Source organism: Litoreibacter sp. GN1-5 (assembly GCF_055693805.1).
The window spans coordinates 419377-437688 of record NZ_JBVFUP010000001.1 but is presented as its reverse complement, the minus strand read 5'-3'; the positions used below and the strand labels follow the sequence as shown (position 1 = coordinate 437688).

General features: G+C 54.0%; 19 protein-coding genes. 5 read left to right on the top strand and 14 right to left on the bottom strand.

Features of this window, described 5'->3' with window-relative positions; genetic code table 11:
- Window positions 1-52: 52 nt before the first annotated feature.
- The 8 genes from ACZ1HF_RS02245 to ACZ1HF_RS02210 form a co-directional block, all read right to left on the bottom strand.
- On the bottom strand, window positions 53-1033 hold the full coding sequence (locus ACZ1HF_RS02245) for an ABC transporter substrate-binding protein (RefSeq protein WP_472655981.1): 981 nt from the start codon (window positions 1031-1033) through the stop codon (window positions 53-55).
- Window positions 1034-1051: 18 nt separating this feature from the next.
- A complete protein-coding gene (locus ACZ1HF_RS02240; protein WP_472655980.1) occupies window positions 1052-1903 on the bottom strand; it encodes an ABC transporter permease in 852 nt (283 codons plus the stop codon).
- Entirely contained in the window at window positions 1900-2814 is a 915-nt protein-coding gene (locus tag ACZ1HF_RS02235; protein WP_472655979.1) for an ABC transporter permease, read from the bottom strand. The genes ACZ1HF_RS02240 and ACZ1HF_RS02235 overlap by 4 nt, the downstream gene beginning before the upstream one ends.
- Window positions 2811-3155, bottom strand: a complete 345-nt coding sequence (locus ACZ1HF_RS02230; RefSeq protein WP_472655978.1) for a hypothetical protein — start codon at window positions 3153-3155, stop codon at window positions 2811-2813. Before ACZ1HF_RS02230 ends, ACZ1HF_RS02235 begins: the two co-directional genes overlap by 4 nt.
- A complete protein-coding gene (locus tag ACZ1HF_RS02225) occupies window positions 3148-3933 on the bottom strand; it encodes an ABC transporter ATP-binding protein (RefSeq protein WP_472655977.1) in 786 nt (261 codons plus the stop codon). Before ACZ1HF_RS02225 ends, ACZ1HF_RS02230 begins: the two co-directional genes overlap by 8 nt.
- Before the next feature lie 26 nt (window positions 3934-3959).
- Window positions 3960-5423, bottom strand: a complete 1464-nt coding sequence (hydA, locus tag ACZ1HF_RS02220; protein WP_472655976.1) for a dihydropyrimidinase — start codon at window positions 5421-5423, stop codon at window positions 3960-3962.
- Window positions 5424-5516: 93 nt separating this feature from the next.
- Entirely contained in the window at window positions 5517-6185 is a 669-nt protein-coding gene (locus tag ACZ1HF_RS02215) for a hypothetical protein (protein WP_472655975.1), read from the bottom strand.
- On the bottom strand, window positions 6182-7438 hold the full coding sequence (locus ACZ1HF_RS02210; protein WP_472655974.1) for a Zn-dependent hydrolase: 1257 nt from the start codon (window positions 7436-7438) through the stop codon (window positions 6182-6184). The genes ACZ1HF_RS02215 and ACZ1HF_RS02210 overlap by 4 nt, the downstream gene beginning before the upstream one ends.
- Before the next feature lie 131 nt (window positions 7439-7569).
- On the opposite strand from ACZ1HF_RS02210, the gene ACZ1HF_RS02205 reads away from it, so the two are divergent.
- Window positions 7570-8184 (top strand): TetR family transcriptional regulator C-terminal domain-containing protein, encoded by a 615-nt coding sequence (locus ACZ1HF_RS02205; RefSeq protein ID WP_472655973.1) that lies wholly within the window; start codon window positions 7570-7572, stop codon window positions 8182-8184.
- Here ACZ1HF_RS02205 and ACZ1HF_RS02200 read toward each other — a convergent pair.
- From ACZ1HF_RS02200 to ACZ1HF_RS02175, 6 genes are all read right to left on the bottom strand, one after another.
- Entirely contained in the window at window positions 8181-8699 is a 519-nt protein-coding gene (locus ACZ1HF_RS02200; protein WP_472655972.1) for a DUF805 domain-containing protein, read from the bottom strand. The genes ACZ1HF_RS02205 and ACZ1HF_RS02200 overlap by 4 nt on opposite strands.
- Window positions 8700-9059: 360 nt before the next feature.
- Entirely contained in the window at window positions 9060-10364 is a 1305-nt protein-coding gene (gene preA / locus ACZ1HF_RS02195; RefSeq protein ID WP_472655971.1) for an NAD-dependent dihydropyrimidine dehydrogenase subunit PreA, read from the bottom strand.
- The gene (locus ACZ1HF_RS02190) at window positions 10357-10833 is read right to left on the bottom strand and encodes a GFA family protein (RefSeq protein WP_472655970.1); all 477 of its coding nucleotides are present in this window, start codon (window positions 10831-10833) and stop codon (window positions 10357-10359) included. The genes preA and ACZ1HF_RS02190 overlap by 8 nt, the downstream gene beginning before the upstream one ends.
- Window positions 10830-12164 (bottom strand): NAD(P)-dependent oxidoreductase, encoded by a 1335-nt coding sequence (locus tag ACZ1HF_RS02185; RefSeq protein ID WP_472658959.1) that lies wholly within the window; start codon window positions 12162-12164, stop codon window positions 10830-10832. Before ACZ1HF_RS02185 ends, ACZ1HF_RS02190 begins: the two co-directional genes overlap by 4 nt.
- Window positions 12165-12241: 77 nt before the next feature.
- Window positions 12242-13033, bottom strand: a complete 792-nt coding sequence (locus tag ACZ1HF_RS02180; RefSeq protein WP_472655969.1) for an N-acyl homoserine lactonase family protein — start codon at window positions 13031-13033, stop codon at window positions 12242-12244.
- Window positions 13030-13320 carry a putative quinol monooxygenase gene (locus ACZ1HF_RS02175; protein ID WP_472655968.1) on the bottom strand — a complete coding sequence of 97 codons (291 nt, stop codon included), beginning with the start codon at window positions 13318-13320 and terminating at the stop codon, window positions 13030-13032. The genes ACZ1HF_RS02180 and ACZ1HF_RS02175 overlap by 4 nt, the downstream gene beginning before the upstream one ends.
- Before the next feature lie 87 nt (window positions 13321-13407).
- On the opposite strand from ACZ1HF_RS02175, the gene ACZ1HF_RS02170 reads away from it, so the two are divergent.
- The 4 genes from ACZ1HF_RS02170 (at window position 13408) to ACZ1HF_RS02155 (ending at window position 18293) form a co-directional block, all read left to right on the top strand.
- On the top strand, window positions 13408-14493 hold the full coding sequence (locus ACZ1HF_RS02170) for an isocitrate/isopropylmalate dehydrogenase family protein (RefSeq protein ID WP_472655967.1): 1086 nt from the start codon (window positions 13408-13410) through the stop codon (window positions 14491-14493).
- Window positions 14490-15497, top strand: a complete 1008-nt coding sequence (locus ACZ1HF_RS02165; protein WP_472655966.1) for a Gfo/Idh/MocA family protein — start codon at window positions 14490-14492, stop codon at window positions 15495-15497. Before ACZ1HF_RS02170 ends, ACZ1HF_RS02165 begins: the two co-directional genes overlap by 4 nt.
- Window positions 15494-16165 (top strand): GntR family transcriptional regulator, encoded by a 672-nt coding sequence (locus ACZ1HF_RS02160; protein ID WP_472655965.1) that lies wholly within the window; start codon window positions 15494-15496, stop codon window positions 16163-16165. The genes ACZ1HF_RS02165 and ACZ1HF_RS02160 overlap by 4 nt, the downstream gene beginning before the upstream one ends.
- A gap of 130 nt (window positions 16166-16295) precedes the next feature.
- Complete coding sequence (locus ACZ1HF_RS02155; protein WP_472655964.1) at window positions 16296-18293, top strand: glycosyltransferase family 2 protein; 1998 nt, start codon at window positions 16296-16298, stop codon at window positions 18291-18293.
- Window positions 18294-18312: the final 19 nt, after the last annotated feature.

Below are 18312 nucleotides of genomic sequence, written 5' to 3'. Positions count from 1 at the left end.
GTTGAAACAAAAGCTGGCCCTCCCCCAGACCGGGGGAGGATCAGGAGATGCCTCAGTTCAGCGCCGCATCCGTGATGTCTGATGTCCACGCGCCTGTGGGCTCTTTGGTGATCACCGGATCAGAGCCACCGGCCAGCAATGTTTCCACCGTGCGTTTGAAATCAGCCTCGTCCAGTGCCCCGTTGGAGCCCGCTGTCAGCTTCGCAATTTCACCCATCATACGCTTTTGATGTGCTTCCGTCTGCGCACCGGACTCGTCGTTTTCCAACACGATATCAGCGGCCTCATCCGGATTGGCTTCGGCATATTTCCAGCCCTTCATCGAGGCGCGCACGAAACGGACCATCTTGTCCTTGAACGCAGGATCTTCAAGGTTCTCTTCCAGCGCGTAGATACCATCTTCCAGTGTAGCCACTCCCTGATCTTCATATTTGAACGTGATCAGCTCATCCTCGGACACACCAGCATCAAGAACCTGACCGTATTCATTGTAAGTCATGGTCGAAATGCAATCCGCCTGGCGTTGCAAAAGCGGGTCAACATTGAAGCCTTGCTTAAGAACAGTCACACCATCTTCGCCACCATCCGTCGAAATACCTTCCTGGCTCATCCAGCTCAGGAACGGATATTCATTGCCAAAAAACCAAACGCCAATGGTCTTGCCTTTGAAATCCTGCGGGGACGTGATGCCCGTATCTTTCCAGCACGTCAGCATCAGGCCCGATGTCTTGAAGGGCTGTGCGATATTGACCACCGGTAGGCCTTTCTCGCGCGCAGCCAAGGCGGACGGCATCCAGTTGAGCATTACGTCAGCTCCGCCCCCTGCCAGCACTTGAGGGGGCGCAATATCCGGGCCACCGGGCAAGATGGTCACATCAAGATCTTCTTCCTCATAGAACCCTTTGTCCAGCGCCACGTAATACCCCGCAAATTGCGCCTGCGTGACCCATTGCAATTGCAACTTCACCTCATCCGCCGCATGGGCTGCTGTCGCCACCATCAATGCAGCAGCACTTGTAAGTAGTTTTTTCATTATCTTACCTCCAGGTTGTTATCTTTGCTTTCTTTGTGACGGGTGCCAGAACGTCACCCTTTTTTCGAGCAGAGCCATGATGCCGTAAAAGCTCGAACCCGCAAGGGCCGCCACCACGATTTCAGCCCAGACCATATCAAGCGCTAACTGACCGACAGATGTCGAAATGCGAAACCCCATTCCCAAAGTGGGGGAACCGAAAAATTCGGCTACAATCGCGCCAATCAAAGCCAGTGTTGTAGAAATTTTAAGCCCGTTGAAGATGAACGGCATGGCGGCGGGAAGACGTAGTTTCAGCAATGTCTGGCTATACCCGGCCCCATAGGTGCGCATGAGGTCCCGTTGCATCGCGGTCGTTTCCTGCAAACCTGCGACCGTATTGATCAGCATCGGGAAGAACACCATGACAACGACCACCGCTGCTTTCGATTGCCAGTCAAACCCAAACCACATCACCAGAATGGGGGCTGTGCCCACAATCGGCAAAGCCGCGACGAAGTTACCGACAGGCAGAAGTCCGCGTTTAAGAAAGTCGAACCGGTCAACTAATATCGCCACGGCAAAGGCCGCCGAACAGCCGATGAGATAGCCCGACAAAGCACCTTTGAGAAATGTCTGCCGGAAATCCTGCCAAAGTATCGGAAGCTCTCCACTTATGCGGACGGCGATCTGGGACGGCGCAGGCAGAATGACCAGCGGGACTTGCAGGCCCCGGACCAGTAATTCCCACATAATCAGGATCGTCAGACCGAAGATGCTCGGCACAAGCAAACGAGTGGCCTGCGTGTCAGATGTAGGGCCATTGGCAAGTCGGACATTCAAGCTCCACGCGGCGATCCACAGGATAAAGGCTGCAACAACCAGGCTCATGCCAGCCCCATCCGTTTCAGGGCAGCCCGCTCAATCAGCCCAATGATCACCACAAGTGCTGCAGCAATCATGGCAGCTGCCACAAGCGCTGCCCAGATTTGCACCATCTGACCGTAGTAACTACCTGTCAGCATCCGACCACCCAACCCCTGCCCGCCACCGGCTGGCAGCTCTGCCACGATGGTGCCCACAAGCGCTGCCGCGGTGCCGATTTTCAGCGATGCAAAGAGATATGGCATAGAGGCCGGCAGGCGCAATTTCCAGAACCCCTGTGATCCAGAGGCATTATAAGTCTTGAGTAGATCCAACTGCATCGCATCCGGCGCGCGCAACCCCTTGACCATACCGACGACCACAGGAAAGAAGCTCAAGTAAGCGCTGATAACAGCTTTGGGCAGCAACCCCTGCACCCCAACAGAGTTCAGAACGACAATGATCATCGGCGCAATCGCCAGAATAGGAATCGTCTGGGAGGCAATCGCCCAAGGCATCACGCTCATATCCATCGCGCGGGAATAGACAATACCAACCGCCAGCAGAATACCCAGTCCAGACCCAATCACAAACCCGGCCAAGGTTGCGCTGAGTGTGATCCAGCCGTGATAAACCAGCGACCTTTTGGACGTCACCTTTTTCTGCGCGACGGTCTTCCAAAGCTCCGCCGCCACCTGATCGGGTGCCGGTAAAATAGCGCGCTCCTGCGCATAGGTCGCAGAAATAGCCCGCCTATTGTTCAGAATAAGACCCAATGTCCCTGCGTCCCTGCGCTCTGTCGCGCTCTCTGGGACGACCTGTACGCCATCGCGTTCCAACTGCGTCAGTGCCTGACGAATATTCATCGGAACCACCGCCAGATACCAAAGCGCAAAGATCGTCAGAATGACCGTCAGGATTGGGACCAACGATCTCATGGCACACCAACCCCTATCATTGTTTTATAAATACTCAGATTCCCAGATTTCAAACGACGCAACGATTGCCAATCCGGAAGCCTCCGGCGGGAGTATTTTTGAAACAATGATGGTAACGGTTTCTCAATCATTTCATCATTAGCATGAAGATGCGGAACAGGCTGGAGAGCCGATGGCCGTAAACGGTGATGGGGCGCTTTTGCGATTTCATTGCAGCGCCTCGGTTTGGCTTCAAGCCGGGGCGCATTAACGTTAACGGGGGTTGTGCAACTCAATCGATACCCCTGATCGCGTGCGGTGGCATCTTGCGGATTTTTCGGGCAGTTTACGTGATCAGTCATCGTCATGCCCTGCCCTTAGCCCGTCGCGGACGCGGTGGGCGATGTCGATGAAATCAGACGTATCGCGGATGTCCAGTGGGCGCTCTTTTGGTAAGGGGCTGTCGATCACATCCGTGATCCGGCCGGGACGCGGGCTCATCACGACAATCTTTGTGGACAGGTAGACCGCCTCGGGGATCGAATGGGTAACAAAGCCGATGGTTTTGCCTGTGCGCGCCCACAAGGCCAGCAATTGTTCGTTCAGATGATCGCGCACGATCTCGTCCAATGCGCCGAAGGGCTCATCCATCAGCAGGATATCCGCATCAAAAGCCAGCGCCCGCGCGATGGAGGCCCGTTGCTGCATCCCGCCCGAAAGCTGCCAGGGGTATTTCTTTTCAAACCCCGCGAGGTCCACCAGATCAAGCACGCGCGCGACACGGGCAGCTTGATCGGATTTCGAATACCCCATGATTTCCAGAGGCAGGCGGATATTGCCGCCAATTGTGCGCCATGGGTAAAGCCCCGCCGCTTGAAACACATAGCCATAGGCCCGTGTGCGACGGGCTTCATCCGGGGTCATGCCATTGACGGTCAAGCTGCCGCCTGTTGGTGCCTCTAACCCCGCGATACAGCGCAGGAAAGTTGTTTTACCGCAGCCAGAGGGGCCGATGAAGCTGACGAACTCGCCCTTGTCGATGTCCAGCGAGACGTCCTTAAGGGCATGGATCGGGCCATCATTGGTCTGGAAGGTGAGGTCCAGATTTGACGCCTTTATCACACAAGATTTATCCGTCATTGGGGCAATTCATTTTCATCGCAGTCTCAAACCCCCGCCGGGATGTTCATCGGGTTACGTTCGATCTTGCGCGGCGTGTTGAGCGATTTCCATTTGCTGAGCGCCTGCGAAGCCGAGGCAAAAGCCCGGCGGCGAATAAACTTGCCACGTCCCGGCTGGGGCTGCGAATTTTGACCATACGCCCAGATCACATCCCCCCGCGAAAGCGTATAGCGGGGCTGAGCCGTCACGGTCATGCCTTCGAACACGTTGTAATCGATGATGGATTTTTGCGTACTGACCGCGATTTCACGGCTCAGTTTCGGGTCCCAGACGACCACATCCGCATCACCGCCCACGGCGATGCCGCCTTTCAGTGGGTAGATGTTGAGGATTTTGGCGATGTTGGTCGACGTCGCAGCGACGAATTCTTCCGGCGTCAAGCGGCCTGTCTCGACACCTGTGGTCCAGAGCATCGCCATGCGTTCCTCAAGCCCGCCAGTCCCGTTTGGAATGGTCGTGAAATTATCGAGCCCCATCTGCTTTTGCTTATCCGTAAAGGCCGCATGATCGGTAGCAACCACTTGCAACGACCCCGCAGACAGTCCAGCCCAGAGCGAGGCCTGATGGTCCTTGGACCGGAAGGGCGGCGACATCACGCGGCGGGCGGCGTATTGCCAATCTTTATTGAAATATTCACTCTCATCGAGCGTCAGATGCTGGATCAAAGGCTCACCGTAGACGCGCATTCCCTTTTGGCGGGCGCGCCTAATAGCCTCATGCGCCTGCTCGCAGGATACATGCACGATGTACAAAGGCGTGCCTGCGGCATCGGCAATCATAATGGCGCGGTTGGCGGCTTCGCCTTCAACTTCCGGGGGTCTTGAATAGGCGTGACCCTCGGGACCGGTAATGCCCTCGGCCAGATATTTCTGTTGTAGCTCTTGGACGATGTCCCCGTTTTCGGCGTGGACCAGCGGCAGCGCGCCCAGCTCGGCGCAGCGCTTGAACGAGGCGAACATCTCGTCATCTTCCACCATCAATGCGCCCTTATACGCCATGAAATGCTTGAACGTGTTGACGCCGCGCTCCTTAACAACGGCCTCCATCTCGTTGAAAATGCTCTCATTCCAGCCGGTGATAGCCATATGATAGCTGATATCGCAACAAATCTGGTCGCGCGACTTGCGATCCCAATCGTCAAGCGCGTTGAGTAAGCTACCATCCTCGCCCGGCAAACAGAAATCCACCAGCATCGTCGTACCACCGGCAGCAGCGGCAAATGTGCCAGATTCAAAAGTTTCGGCAGCGGTGGTGCCCATGAAAGGCATCTCCAGATGGGTATGCGGGTCGATACCACCGGGGATCACATAGGCCTCAGCGGCGTCAATCACCTCATCGCCCTTCAGGTTTTCCCCGATCTCGGCGATTTTCTCGCCCTCAATCCGGATATCAGCTTTCCATTGCCGGTCAGCGGTGACGATCGTGCCGCCTTTGATAACTTTACTCATGATGTATCTCCCTGCATTTCACAGATCATTTCCGCCGGAACACCACCCGTTCGCGGGGGCCGTTGCCACTGCGGATCGTGACCATATCGATAATCACCGCGTTCCTGTCGATGGAATAAACCATATCTTCGCGTAGGCGACGCGCCTCTGGGGGCGATGTCTTTGGGTCCGTCCGGGTCGTGCTGCGCCAGATACCCCCTCTTCCGTGGTTTCAGAAATCAGGTTGAGGTTGGGCAAGCCTTCGGTTTTGACCGTATATCGACATGTCCCGATCTGGGCAAAACAGTCATGGGGGTCATACTTGCTGGTGGCGAGCAATATGTTGGAAGAACTGGCGCGAAACCTGTTATCGGTCTTCAGGCCAACCGGAATGAAAACCTGATTGCCCTTGGCCCGGATACCCTCCACCTGAAACGCCTCACTGACGATTTTCGTGATATCCGCCAGATTTTGGGTCGTGGGCAGGGTCATAACAAGTGAGCCGCGATAATCATAGCTGCGGGCAGAGTTGCGTCGGGATGTAAGGCTAAGCGCAACGGGGATCGGCAGTTCATCCGTCTCGAACGCATATCTGTATGTGACCCCACTTGGCGGGCGGATCGCATCAAGATTAACGTCCGAGCCCACACCGCCACGGATTTTGACCTGCTCGGGTGGCGGGGCACAAGCCGCGACAACGCTGACAAGAAAAACGCCAGCAAGCCAGCGCAGGGCAAAGTTTTTCAGATAGATAAAACGGGCTGCATTAAATTTACTGATCACCCAACAATCTCCGCTGTTTCAACCACCGCATGGAACAACACGTTTGCCCCTGCGCTGGCCCAGTCCGGGCTTATGTCTTCTGCTTCATTATGGCTAAGCCCATCGACGCACGGGCACATCACCATGGCTGTCGGTGCCACCCAGTTGATCCAGCATGCATCATGGCCTGCGCCTGAAATGATGTTTTGATGGGAATAGCCCAACCGTTCGGCCGCAGAGCGCACGGCTGATACACAATTTTCGTCAAAGGTGACGGGATCAAAGCCGCCGACCTTCTCAAGTTCGAGCTGCAACCCCATGGAGTCACATATTTTATTGGCCCCATCCTTTAAACGCTTTTCCATATCTTCAATCACATTCAGATCGGGTGAACGCAGATCAACCGTGAACACCACCTTGCCCGGGATCACATTGCGAGAGTTCGGGTAGACATCGATATGCCCGGCCGCACCAACAGCATGTGGGGCATGGGACAGGGCGATCTCGTCCACAAGCTCCAGAACACGTGCCATGCCCAATCCTGCGTTACGTCGCATCGGCATGGGCGTAGAGCCCGTATGACTGTCCTTCCCGGTGATCGTCAACTGTGTCCAGCTTAGCCCCTGCCCGTGGGTGACAACGCCAATATCTTTACCCTCAGCCTCCAGAATAGGCCCCTGTTCAATATGCAACTCAAAGAAGGCATGCATCTTACGCGCGCCCACCTCTTCGTCGCCACGCCAGCCGATGCGGGTCAACTCATCACCGAAAGTCTTGCCTTCCGCGTCTTCGCGCGCGTAAGCCCAATCCTGCGTGTGAATGCCCGCAAAAACACCTGACGACAGCATCGCAGGGGCGTAGCGCGTGCCTTCCTCATTCGTGAAGTTGGTCACAACGATGGGGTGCTTTGTCTTGATACCCAGATCATTTAGCGTGCGAATGATCTCAAGCCCGCCCAGCACCCCCAAAACCCCATCATATTTACCGCCCGTAGGCTGCGTGTCCAAATGTGAGCCCACATAGACCGGCAGCGCGTCAGGGTCCGCGCCCTCGCGCCGGGCAAACATATTGCCCATCTGATCCAACCCCATGGTGCAGCCTGCCGCTTCGCACCAGCTTTGAAACAACGCCCGGCCTTCGGCATCTTCATCGGTCAGGGTTTGGCGATTATTGCCACCCGCAACGCCGGGGCCAATCTTGGCCATCTCCATCAGGCTATCCCAGAGCCGTTCACCGTCAATCTTCAGGTTTTCACCCGGAGCGCCAGACGCCATACCATCCCCCATTATTTGACCAGCTGGTAAAACTCACGCTATCAGAGCCCGCTTGCCAGTCAAGCCATCCACGTGTTTTGATGTGAAAAGACAAGGCGATTGGTTGAAATTTGAGCAGGTTATGAATTTTGATGAATGAAGCACGTCCTCAAACACGGATTCAGAAGAAAAACAAGGATGCCATTCGGGCCGCAGCCCTGAAGGTGTTTTCGACCTATGGGTTCCGTGGGTCCACACTTGATCAGATTGCCACAGAGGCTGGGCTGTCGAAGCCGAACCTGCTCTACTATTTCAAATCGAAAGAAGCCATTCATGTAGAGCTTCTGTCAACACTGATGCAGACATGGCTGGACCCGCTGCGCGCGATTGACCCCACCGGCGATCCTTTGGAAGAGATCATGGGCTATGTTCGCCACAAACTGGAGATGAGCCGCAAATACCCCCGTGAAAGCAGGCTTTTTGCCAATGAAATCCTGCAAGGGGCGCCAAGAATCGGGGACGCACTTAGCGGAGAGTTGAAAGAACTGATCGATGAGAAAGCGATGATGATCAGGGGCTGGATCACAGATGGAAAGATGGCAGATGTGGACCCCTATCATTTGATCTTCTCGATCTGGTCGCTGACCCAGCATTATGCAGATTTTGACGTGCAGGTCAGCGCAATTTTGGGGGAGCATGATCCCTTTGATGAGGCAGAGCAATTCCTTGCCCTGCTCTACCGTGGGCTTCTGGCACCAAAAATTTAAGGTTCTTCGTCGATCTCTTTCTGCGATTTCAGCACGACGTTTTTGTAGTAGGATCCAACCTGTTCCTTATGCGCTTTGACTTGCTCTGGATCTGTAACCAGAATTTGCTCGCCATATGGCTTTCTGTCACCACCATAAGGGGATGGACCATAGCGATTACGCCCTGAATCGCCGGGGATAAGACTGAAGATAAGTAGAATGATGAATCCAATGAACGGAACAAGTCCAACAAACCACCACCAGCCAGATTTGTCTATATCATGCAACCGCCGAACAGTTACTGAAAGAATGGGCAGAAACGTCAGTAAATATAGTATTTGGGTAGGGTAAACTGCATCTGATGCTTCCTCAACAGTTCCATCTTCTATCAGAAAAGGGCCCAAATTTATTCCCAAAAGCACAATGTGTATGAGCATCAAAATCAACATAAACCACCAATATTCCGCCCGCGAGGCACGTCCATTGAAGTCAAAATATTTTAGCAAGCAGGTTACAAAAGCTTTCACTGGTCCCATTGATAAGTCCTTTTTTTGCCAGAAGCACCCAATTGGGCACGATTGGAGAAACCCCAGCCAAGCAAAGAGGCCGAGGCGGTTGTTGGATTCCAAAATGCGCGCGAAAATGACAGGATTTATGACCTGATTTTCAAACGCCCTCGCATGCTATTACATGAGAGGGCCGTACAGTTGGATATTGCGACTATCTATGTCAACAATACTGACTATATGGTGAGAGCCCCTTGAAATTTCAAGGTTTTACCAGTCGATTTTAAAAAATATTAAACATTTCAGGTGCTTTTGTATCTGAAATAAGCAACCGATTTCAAAACAGATGGATCATGGCAGGCCAGTCACGACTTGGCCTGCTAAAACCCGCTACTCCGCCGCAACCGCACCGGGGTTGTTCGGGTGGGTTGTCCAGTTGGCGTAGTCATCCTCAACGGTTTTGCCCGTGCGCGGGTCGACCTCGCCGGGGGTCATTTGTTCCATCGTGATGCAATTCTCGACCGGGCAGACGTCTACGCACAGGTTGCAGGCCACACATTCGGCGTCAATTACCTCGAACACACGGTCCTCGGACATTGATATCGCCTGATGCGATGTGTCCTCGCAGGCGGCATAGCAGCGGCCGCATTTGATGCAATCATCCTGATTGATCCTTGCTTTGGCGATGTAATTCAGGTTGAGATATTGCCAATCCGTCACGTTGGGCACAGCGCGCCCTATGACATCATCCACGCTGGCATACCCCTTCTCGTCCATCCAGTCTGACAGGCCCGATATCATCTCAGAGACGATCTTGAACCCATAGGTCATAACCGCCGTACAGACCTGCACATTCCCACACCCCAAAGAGATATATTCCGCCGCATCACGCCATGTGGTCACACCACCAATACCCGAAATCGGCATGCCGCGCGTCGCCTCGTGGCGGGCAATCTCTGACACCATAGAAAGCGCGATTGGCTTGACCGCAGGTCCGCAATACCCGCCGTGGCTACCTTTGCCATCGATTGAGGGCTCAGGGCTCATCGTGTCAAGATTAACGGACGTGATCGAATTGATCGTATTGATCAGACTGACAGCATCCGCACCACCGCGCTTGGCGGCCTCTGCCGGTTTGCGAATGTCGGTAATGTTTGGCGTCAGTTTCACAATCACCGGCATCCGCGTGTTCTGCTTGCACCAGCGCGCGACCATTTCGATATACTCCGGCACCTGCCCCACCGCGGACCCCATGCCACGCTCAGACATCCCGTGCGGGCAGCCAAAATTTAACTCAATCCCGTCCGCGCCGGTGTCTTCAACAACCGGCAGAATTGCTTTCCATGCCTCTTCCTCGCACGGCACCATAAGCGAGACGACCATCGCACGGTCCGGATAATCGCGCTTGACCGCCTTGATCTCGCGCAGGTTCGTCTGCAAGGGCCGATCCGTGATCAGCTCAATATTGTTGAGCCCCAGAAGCCTGCGATCCGCCCCGTAAATTGCGCCGTAACGTGGCCCGTTTACGTTAACCACGGACGGGCCTTCGGCGCCCAAAGTTTTCCAGACAACGCCGCCCCATCCGGCCTCGAACGCGCGGCGGACATTATATTCCTTGTCGGTCGGCGGCGCAGAGGCCAGCCAGAACGGGTTGGGGGATTTGATCCCGACGAAATTCGAGGTGAGGTTAGCCATGCTTGGTCTCCTGTTTCGCGTGATCCGCAAACGCGCTCATCAGTGTCGGAAATTCTGCCTGTTCGGGAAACTTCTCGAAACTATGCGGCGCAGGTATTTTGACCCAAGGAAGCTTTTCCGACGTATAGGTCTCGACAAAAGGAACGTCCGGGATCGGGTCGTCCAGCATCGTTGAACGAACATTGATGAAGAGGTCAAACCCTGTGATGCGCGTAAACATCCAGCTCATACAATATGGGCAATGATAGTGCTTCAAAGCCTCAGAGTGCAGCCCGCCAATAACGGGCTCGCCTTTCGTAATCTCGAACCCGTCGGTCGGGATGAAAACAGTCAGCGAGAACGCGCTGCCGGTCATCCGCTGACACCCGGTGCAATGACAAACACCTGTCAAAAGCGGCGCTGCACTGACACGAAACCGCACCTGACCGCAGCGACATCCGCCCTCGCTTGGGTTTTCAGCATTGATCATGCCATCAACGCCTTGTGCATATCCTCGGCAGCATCGCGGCCTTCGGCCACGGCCGTCACGGTCAGATCGTCACCGCCCATCGCGCAATCGCCGCCTGCCCAGACACCGCCCTGCGAGGTGCGGCCTGCATCTGTCACCTTGATCTTGCCCTTATCAAGCGTCAGTCCTTCGACATCACCCTCAAGGGTCTGACCAATCGCCTTGAAGACTTGATCTGCGGACAGGCGGAATGTTTCGCCCGTGCCTTTGAGCCCGCCATTCTCAGACGTGGTATATTCAAACTCCACCTCGCCCGCAGCGCCATTGCCATGAATGGCCACAGGCTGCGCATGGGTTACGATCCGCACGCCCTTAGAGGCCGCAAGATCCTGTTCATACTGCGACGCGCTCATATTTTCGCGGCCCCGGCGATAGGCGATCGTCACATTCTCTGCACCCAGAAGTTTGGACTGGACGGCCGCATCAACAGCCGTCATGCCGCCCCCGATCACCACCACATTGCGCCCCACAGGCAGCTTGGTAAGATCGTCTGCCTGACGTAAATCCGCAATGAAAGAGACGGCATCCCCTACGCCGTCTCTCTCATCCCCCTCCGCATGCAAGGCATTTACGCCCCCCAAACCGATCCCAAGAAACACTGCATCAAAATCTGCGCGCAAGTCAGATAGGCTCAGCCCATCCCCAAGCGCCTTGCCAAGCTCTAGCGTGATCCCACCGATCTGCATCAACCAATCGACCTCTCGGGCGGCAAATTCGTCGGTGGATTTATAGGCCGCAATCCCGAATTCATTCAGCCCGCCCGGTTTGGGTTTGGCATCATAGATCACAACATCATGACCTTTCATTGCAAGACGGTGCGCGCATGCAAGGCCCGCTGGCCCCGCGCCCACAACGGCGACTGTCTTACCCGTTGCAGCAGCGCGGGTGAACGGATGCACGCCCTTTTCCATCAGCGTATCCGTGGCATAGCGCTGGAGCCTGCCAATCTCGACCGGCTTGCCTTCTGCCATTTCGCGCACGCAAGCCTCTTCGCACAGGGTTTCCGTTGGACAAACCCGCGCGCACATGCCGCCAAGGATGTTTTGCGACAGGATCGTCTTTGCCGCCGCATCAGGCGTGCCGGTCTGGATTTGCCGAATGAACAGCGGGATGTCGATCTCGGTCGGGCATGCCGTAATGCAAGGTGCATCATGGCAAAAATAGCAGCGATCTGCGGCGACCATCGCCTCGTGCCCATCATAGGGTGCGTGCAAGTCATCAAAATTCTGTGCGATCTGGTCAGCGTCAAGGCGGGCCGGTGCGATGCCCGGTGTCATTGGCGAATTGCTCATCATGATCCCTATTGGTTTTCTTACCACTTAGGTTGCCACAAAATAAAATTTTATCAAATGGTAAATTTTAGGCAGTTTCAGAACAGCCATTTTGAGGGGCCACGATCAAGGCGGAAAATATGCCCGGCCCCGTCTGTCGGAAAACACTCACGCACCAGTGGATCATGACCGGGGATGATCAGGCGTTTTTCGCTTGCCAAAGCTTCGAGTTTGCCAAACCCGTCAAGCATATCCTGAAGATCAACAACGATCGGGAAAGGTTTACGCTCAAATATATTTTCGTAAAAATGCGTCGCGTCAGACGCAAGGCAAAGCCACCCGGCATCTGTCAGCACGCGCACAGCTTGAAGCCCGCGCGAATGACCCCCGATGCGGTGCACTGTGACGCCCTCTGCGATTTGCCCATCACCGTCATGAAACACGCAACGGCCCTGATAAACGCGCTTGACGGCTTCGCAGACATGATCCGCCGTGAATGGCATCTTCAGCGTATCATGACACATACAGGGGCCTGTGGCATAAGCCATCTCGGCCGCTTGCAAGTGAATCGTGGCGTTTGGAAACAGATGCAACCCGCCTGCGTGATCGTAATGCAAGTGGGTAATGATCAGTTGCGTGATCTCTTCGGGCTCAAGCCCCAGAGGCGTCAGCGCCTCGCGCGGGTCAAGCGCAATGGGACGGCCCCGGCTTGCGGCCTCAGCATGATCGTAACCCGTATCCACAAGGATCGTCTGGGGCCCGTTTCGCAACACCCAGATGAAATAATCGATATCGTGGGGGGCATCGTGATTATCGTCAAAGATAAAACTGTCCGCCCGTGTCCGCCCACTACGATCCCCATATTTCAGGGCATGAACCTGCCAGCTCATCGGATGACGGTCGCAAATGTCCGCACATCTTTACCCGTGATCATATCTTCTGCGGCCTGCTGGAACGTGGCATAGTGGGCTGTACGAGTATGCGCCTCAAAGGCTGCTTCATCATCATAGGTTTCATATAAAAATACATCATTTGGATATGCCGAATCCGTGCAGATATCGAACTGGCTGCATCCGGGTTCAGTCGTGACAGAGCTTTTCGCATTTTCCTTGATCAATGGCAGGAATTGCCCGATCTGGTCTGGCTTAATAGTGAAAGTGACAGCGATGGCGAACATTGAAACCCTTTCGTAATTGCTTGTGCATACGTTAATGTATACATTAAGCCATGTATATAGACATCACCCTAGCCACAGGCCTGCACCATGACCAAGACATTTCAGATTGCCGTTTTTGAAGGCGACGGCATCGGTCCGGAAATCATGGCCCCGACAGTGGACCTGTTAAGCGCACTTGCAAAGGCCTCAGACGCCTATGAATTGACTTTCCATACGGTGAATGCGGGCGCACAGCATTATGCAGATACGGGTGTCTCGCTGCCGGCACGATCCCTTGAGACGGCCCGCAAGGCTGACGCGATCTTGTTATCAGCCATGGGCTTGCCCTCGATCCGCTACCCGGATGGGACAGAAATCTCCCCCCAGATCGAGCTGCGCAAAGCCCTGCATCTGTTCGCTGGCGTGCGCCCTGTGCGCATCACGCCCGGCCAGCCGACCCCGCTGAAACTGGCTGATGACAAGATAGTCGACTTCGTCCTGATCCGCGAAAGTACCGAAGGATTGTTCTATTCCCAAGGCAGCCGCGATGTGCGCGGGGACGAGGCCTATGAGACGTTGCGGATCACCCGCGACACCAGCGAAAAGCTGTTTCGCTTTGCCCTAAAATTAGCTCAGCAGCGCAAGACCAAAGGGCGTGGGCCAGGACGTGTGACCTGCGTAGACAAGGCCAATGTCTTTAGCGCCTTTGCCTTTTTCCGCGAAATCTTCGATGCAGAGGCTGCAAAATACCCCGACCTGACAGCCGACCACGCCTATGTGGACGCCACCGCTTTGTGGATGGTTGAAAAGCCTTGGACGTTTGATGTGATGGTGACGGAAAACATGTTTGGCGACATCCTGTCTGATCTGGGTGCCGGGCTAATGGGTGGGCTTGGGCTTGCCCCCTCGGCCGATATTGGGGAGCATCATGCGTTGTTCCAGCCCTGCCACGGCTCGGCCCCTGATATCGCAGGGCAAGGGCTGGCAAACCCGTTTGCCATGATATTGTCAGCGGCGATGATGCTGGATTGGCTGGGCGAACAGCATGGCGTGGCAGCAATGTGCGCGGATGCCGCACGGTTGCAAGCCGCTGTCGATGAGGCAATCCGCACGCGCGATACTGTCACCCGTGATCTGGGCGGCACTGCCAGCACAAAGGGTGCCGTCGCGGCCCTTTCAGGGAAGCTGCTTTGATACGGGTCGCCTGTCTTGGCGCGGGTTATTTCGCGCAATTTCACCATGACGCATGGCAGCGCAGTGATCGCGCCGATCTGGCCGCTGTCGCCGATCTGGACCTTGGAAAAGCACAAGCTACCGGGGTGGCTGCATTTGGTGACTTGGCGCAGATGCTTGACACGGTCAGGCCTGACATCCTGGATATCGCAACGCCGCCGCAAACCCACTGCACCGCTATCGAAACCGCGCTGTCTTTTGGATTGAAAGCGATCATTTGCCAAAAACCCTTTTGCCAATCTCTTGATAACGCGCGCCGTATGGCGAACGCGGCTCTGACAGCCGGAATACCCCTTATCATTCACGAAAACTTTCGTTTTCAGCCGTGGTATCGCGCAATAAAGGCTGCGATGGATCAGGGTCGGATCGGGGACGTTCTGCAAATCACCTTCCGCCTGCGGACCGGCGATGGTCAAGGCCCGCGCGCCTATCTGGACCGGCAGCCCTACTTCCAGACCATGCCGCGACTGTTGATTCATGAAACCGGCGTGCATTTCATCGATACGTTTCGGTTTCTGCTGGGCCAGCCCACTGCCACCTATGGCGATCTGCGTCGGCTGAACCCTGCGATCAAGGGCGAAGATGCGGGCTATTTCACGCTGGATTTTGAAGGGGGAAAGCGCGCGTTGTTTGATGGCAACAGGCTGCTGGATCATCGCGCGGATAATATGCGTGTCACACTGGGCGAAGCCCTGATCGAAGGCACAGACGGAGTTATGACGCTAAGCGGGAATGGGGCTGTTCATCTCAGAGAGTTTGGCAAGACAACACTGGAAACCGTGCTTGCCCCCCGCGACTGGCCCGGATTTGGCGGCGACTGTGTGAAAGCCCTTCAGGACCATGTGATTGCACATCTTCTGGACGGGGCTACGTTGGAAAACATGGCTATGGACTATCTTGAGGTTCTTGAAATCGAAGAGGCGATTTACCTCTCGGACAAAGACCTGCGAAAAGTCGCATTATGACTGACAAGCGCCCTCAAACCAACGTGATGCGCGCGATGGAGGAGCTGCGTAGCATGATCTTCTCGGGCGATCTGGCTGCGGACTCCAACCATTACGAAGGTGATCTGGCAGAGAGGCTTGGCATGTCCCGCACGCCCGTGCGCGAAGCCGCACTTTTGCTGGAGGCACAGGGGCTGGTTTCGGTTCAGCCCCGCCGGGGTTTGCGTGTTCTGTCTTTGACACCGCAAGACATGAACGAGATTTACGAAGTGCTGACAGAGCTTGAAAGCCTTGCGGCAGAGCGCGCCGCACAGAAGGGATACACCGTTGCGGATCTTGAAACCCTGGCCATGTGTATCGACCACATGGACAGTGCTTTGGCAAAAGAAGACCGCCCGGCATGGGCCAAGGCCGATGACAGCTTTCATAGCGAACTTGTGCGTCTGGGCGGCAATAGCCGCATTCAGGCGGTTGTGGTGCAGTATACCGATATTGTCAGACGCGCACGTGCCGCGACGCTGTACCTGCGCCCCCTGCCCTTGAAATCCAACGAAGCCCATAAGGCAGTCTACGCAGCAATTGCCAAAGGCGAGCCGGCCAAAGCCCGGAAAATACACTGGGACCACAGAAACGCCGCGCGGGTCTTATTGATACGACTGCTGCAGGACAAAGGCTTGCGGCGGGTTTAGGGGCTATTTGCGCATATGTCGTGGTACGACCTTGCCCCTTTCTGCATTAGATCAATAAAAAACCGTTTACCCATCGTGCTTCTAAAAGCATATTACTATTATTAAAGAAAAATCATACCAGAGTGCTTGAATGGATGACGAGAATAAGCAGACAATTACTATAGCTGTTTGTACGCGCGATCGACCTAAATTATTTAGCAACTGCCTCAAAAGTATTTCTTCTTTGATTATACCAAGCCATGTGACATTAGACCTTCTGATTATCGAACATAGCTCTTGCAACTATGCATCGGATATAACCCCTGAGATAGACAGAGTGAAAGTCCTTAAAGTTCATGAAAATGGTTTCTGTCCTGCACGTAATTGCGCTATAGAATACTTTTTAACATCTGACGCCAATTGGTTAGCTTTCATTGACGATGATGAAGAAATTGACCCTCATTGGTTGATGGAAATGTTGTACGCAATGCGCGACTGGCCGGATTGCGATACCTTCGTCGGGCCGACATATGAAATGACCCATCGCGAGGAAAAACTATTCAATGCTCGCGTATATAATGATTTGGGGTATGGCAGCCCGACCAGTGATTGCGGCACAGGCAACTCTCTATTTCGCCGTTCTATCTTTGCGTCCGATGGGTTAGGCCTTCGGTTCGATAATGAATTTTCCATAACGGGCGGGGAAGATACGGATTTATTCCAACGTATCGCATTTGCCTCTTCATCTCCACGATTTGTCCCATATGCAAAATGCTACGAACATTTAGCAGCAAGCCGGACAAACACATACAACCGCCTGAGTAAAAAACTACGGGGAGTCGGGGTCTCCTATAAAATAGGAAATCCACATCTAGTCGGCATGCATTTGCGCTTTTCAGCAAGTGCGGCTTCACTGAAAAAGCTATATTTCGTTTTGGTATCAATTATCCATCTTACGGCAGCTGCAGCCGTAACGGGTCGTTGGAAAATGAGCGAATTGTTACGACAGCAAGACGCATTCCTGAATGCGCTGGGACTGGCAGTTCTGGCTGTGCGGCCAGAAACTATGCCTGAAAAGGGGCCCAATAATAGAGTTTCTGACGACTTCACCCCTCTTGCCTCCTTCTCCAATCATGATCTAATGCAGATACACCAGGATCTTGATGCCAATCTGCCCAAAACAGCTCGATCGCTAGGTCTTATCAGCATCGTAATATGCACCAGAAAACGCCCAGAAAAATTCAAGGCAGCCATGCTATCTTTGGCCGATATGATCAGTTGTCGATATCATGATGTCGCTGTTATTGTCATAGAAAACAACGCATACGCGACACTAGAGGACTGGATTGGGGAGCGGTGTTGGCCATTTCCGGTAAGTTATGTGCTTGAGACAAACCTTGGTCTTTCGAATGCCCGCAATCGTGCATTTGATAAAGCCGAGAATGACGATGCTCTTTGGGTAGCAAGCATTGATGACGACGAAATCGCATCACGAACATGGATCTTCGAATTCGAGCGCGCAATTATGCAATTTCCAAAAACTCGATTTTTTACTGGCCCATACCAATTTACCTATGGTCCTACATATTCACCGTGGCGCCGCAAACTTAACTCTGATGGATTAGGAATTGGACAAACCGTTTCTATGGCCGCAACTGGAAATGCCTTCTTCCATCGCGATATATTTGGACAGACGGGTTTAGGCGCGCGCTTTGACACAAAATATAATTTCACTGGAGGTGAAGATACTGAATTTTCATCCCGTATCATAAGAGCAGGTTTCAAAATTCGTTGGATACCATTCGCAAAAATTACTGAGAATGTAGGGCCTGAGCGCTCCTCGTTGAGCTACTTTCTGCGACGCACACACCGCAATCATCTAAACAGCACAAGGATCAGACATGGTAGAACAAGCCCGATTGCGGCAGTTCTTGGCGACTTAGCCCAAGCGAACAGGTCCCTTTTCTTCGGCAGTATTTCTATCTGTCTTGCAGTGATTGTTCTTCCGATCTCAGTCAAAAAATCCAAGCTATACTTTGGTGATTACCTTATGTGGATATCACGTTTTACTGCACTTTTTGACTATTATCTGGGGCGAAAAGTAGATGAATACGGTAAGGACACCACGCAGGAAGACATCGCTGCCTAAAAAAAGGTTAACAACATTT

What these genes read in the sequence shown, in the direction of transcription:
- ACZ1HF_RS02245 (WP_472655981.1), bottom strand. Translation starts at nt 1,033, where the DNA reads ATGAAAAAACTACTTACAAGTGCTGCTGCATTGATGGTGGCGACAGCA.
- ACZ1HF_RS02240 (WP_472655980.1), bottom strand. Translation starts at nt 1,903, where the DNA reads ATGAGCCTGGTTGTTGCAGCCTTTATCCTGTGGATCGCCGCGTGGAGC.
- ACZ1HF_RS02235 (WP_472655979.1), bottom strand. Translation starts at nt 2,814, where the DNA reads ATGAGATCGTTGGTCCCAATCCTGACGGTCATTCTGACGATCTTTGCG.
- ACZ1HF_RS02230 (WP_472655978.1), bottom strand. Translation starts at nt 3,155, where the DNA reads ATGACTGATCACGTAAACTGCCCGAAAAATCCGCAAGATGCCACCGCA.
- ACZ1HF_RS02225 (WP_472655977.1), bottom strand. Translation starts at nt 3,933, where the DNA reads ATGACGGATAAATCTTGTGTGATAAAGGCGTCAAATCTGGACCTCACC.
- hydA (WP_472655976.1), bottom strand. Translation starts at nt 5,423, where the DNA reads ATGAGTAAAGTTATCAAAGGCGGCACGATCGTCACCGCTGACCGGCAA.
- ACZ1HF_RS02210 (WP_472655974.1), bottom strand. Translation starts at nt 7,438, where the DNA reads ATGGCGTCTGGCGCTCCGGGTGAAAACCTGAAGATTGACGGTGAACGG.
- ACZ1HF_RS02205 (WP_472655973.1), top strand. Translation starts at nt 7,570, where the DNA reads ATGAATGAAGCACGTCCTCAAACACGGATTCAGAAGAAAAACAAGGAT.
- ACZ1HF_RS02200 (WP_472655972.1), bottom strand. Translation starts at nt 8,699, where the DNA reads ATGGGACCAGTGAAAGCTTTTGTAACCTGCTTGCTAAAATATTTTGAC.
- preA (WP_472655971.1), bottom strand. Translation starts at nt 10,364, where the DNA reads ATGGCTAACCTCACCTCGAATTTCGTCGGGATCAAATCCCCCAACCCG.
- ACZ1HF_RS02190 (WP_472655970.1), bottom strand. Translation starts at nt 10,833, where the DNA reads ATGATCAATGCTGAAAACCCAAGCGAGGGCGGATGTCGCTGCGGTCAG.
- ACZ1HF_RS02185 (WP_472658959.1), bottom strand. Translation starts at nt 12,164, where the DNA reads ATGAGCAATTCGCCAATGACACCGGGCATCGCACCGGCCCGCCTTGAC.
- ACZ1HF_RS02180 (WP_472655969.1), bottom strand. Translation starts at nt 13,033, where the DNA reads ATGAGCTGGCAGGTTCATGCCCTGAAATATGGGGATCGTAGTGGGCGG.
- ACZ1HF_RS02175 (WP_472655968.1), bottom strand. Translation starts at nt 13,320, where the DNA reads ATGTTCGCCATCGCTGTCACTTTCACTATTAAGCCAGACCAGATCGGG.
- ACZ1HF_RS02170 (WP_472655967.1), top strand. Translation starts at nt 13,408, where the DNA reads ATGACCAAGACATTTCAGATTGCCGTTTTTGAAGGCGACGGCATCGGT.
- ACZ1HF_RS02160 (WP_472655965.1), top strand. Translation starts at nt 15,494, where the DNA reads ATGACTGACAAGCGCCCTCAAACCAACGTGATGCGCGCGATGGAGGAG.
- ACZ1HF_RS02155 (WP_472655964.1), top strand. Translation starts at nt 16,296, where the DNA reads ATGGATGACGAGAATAAGCAGACAATTACTATAGCTGTTTGTACGCGC.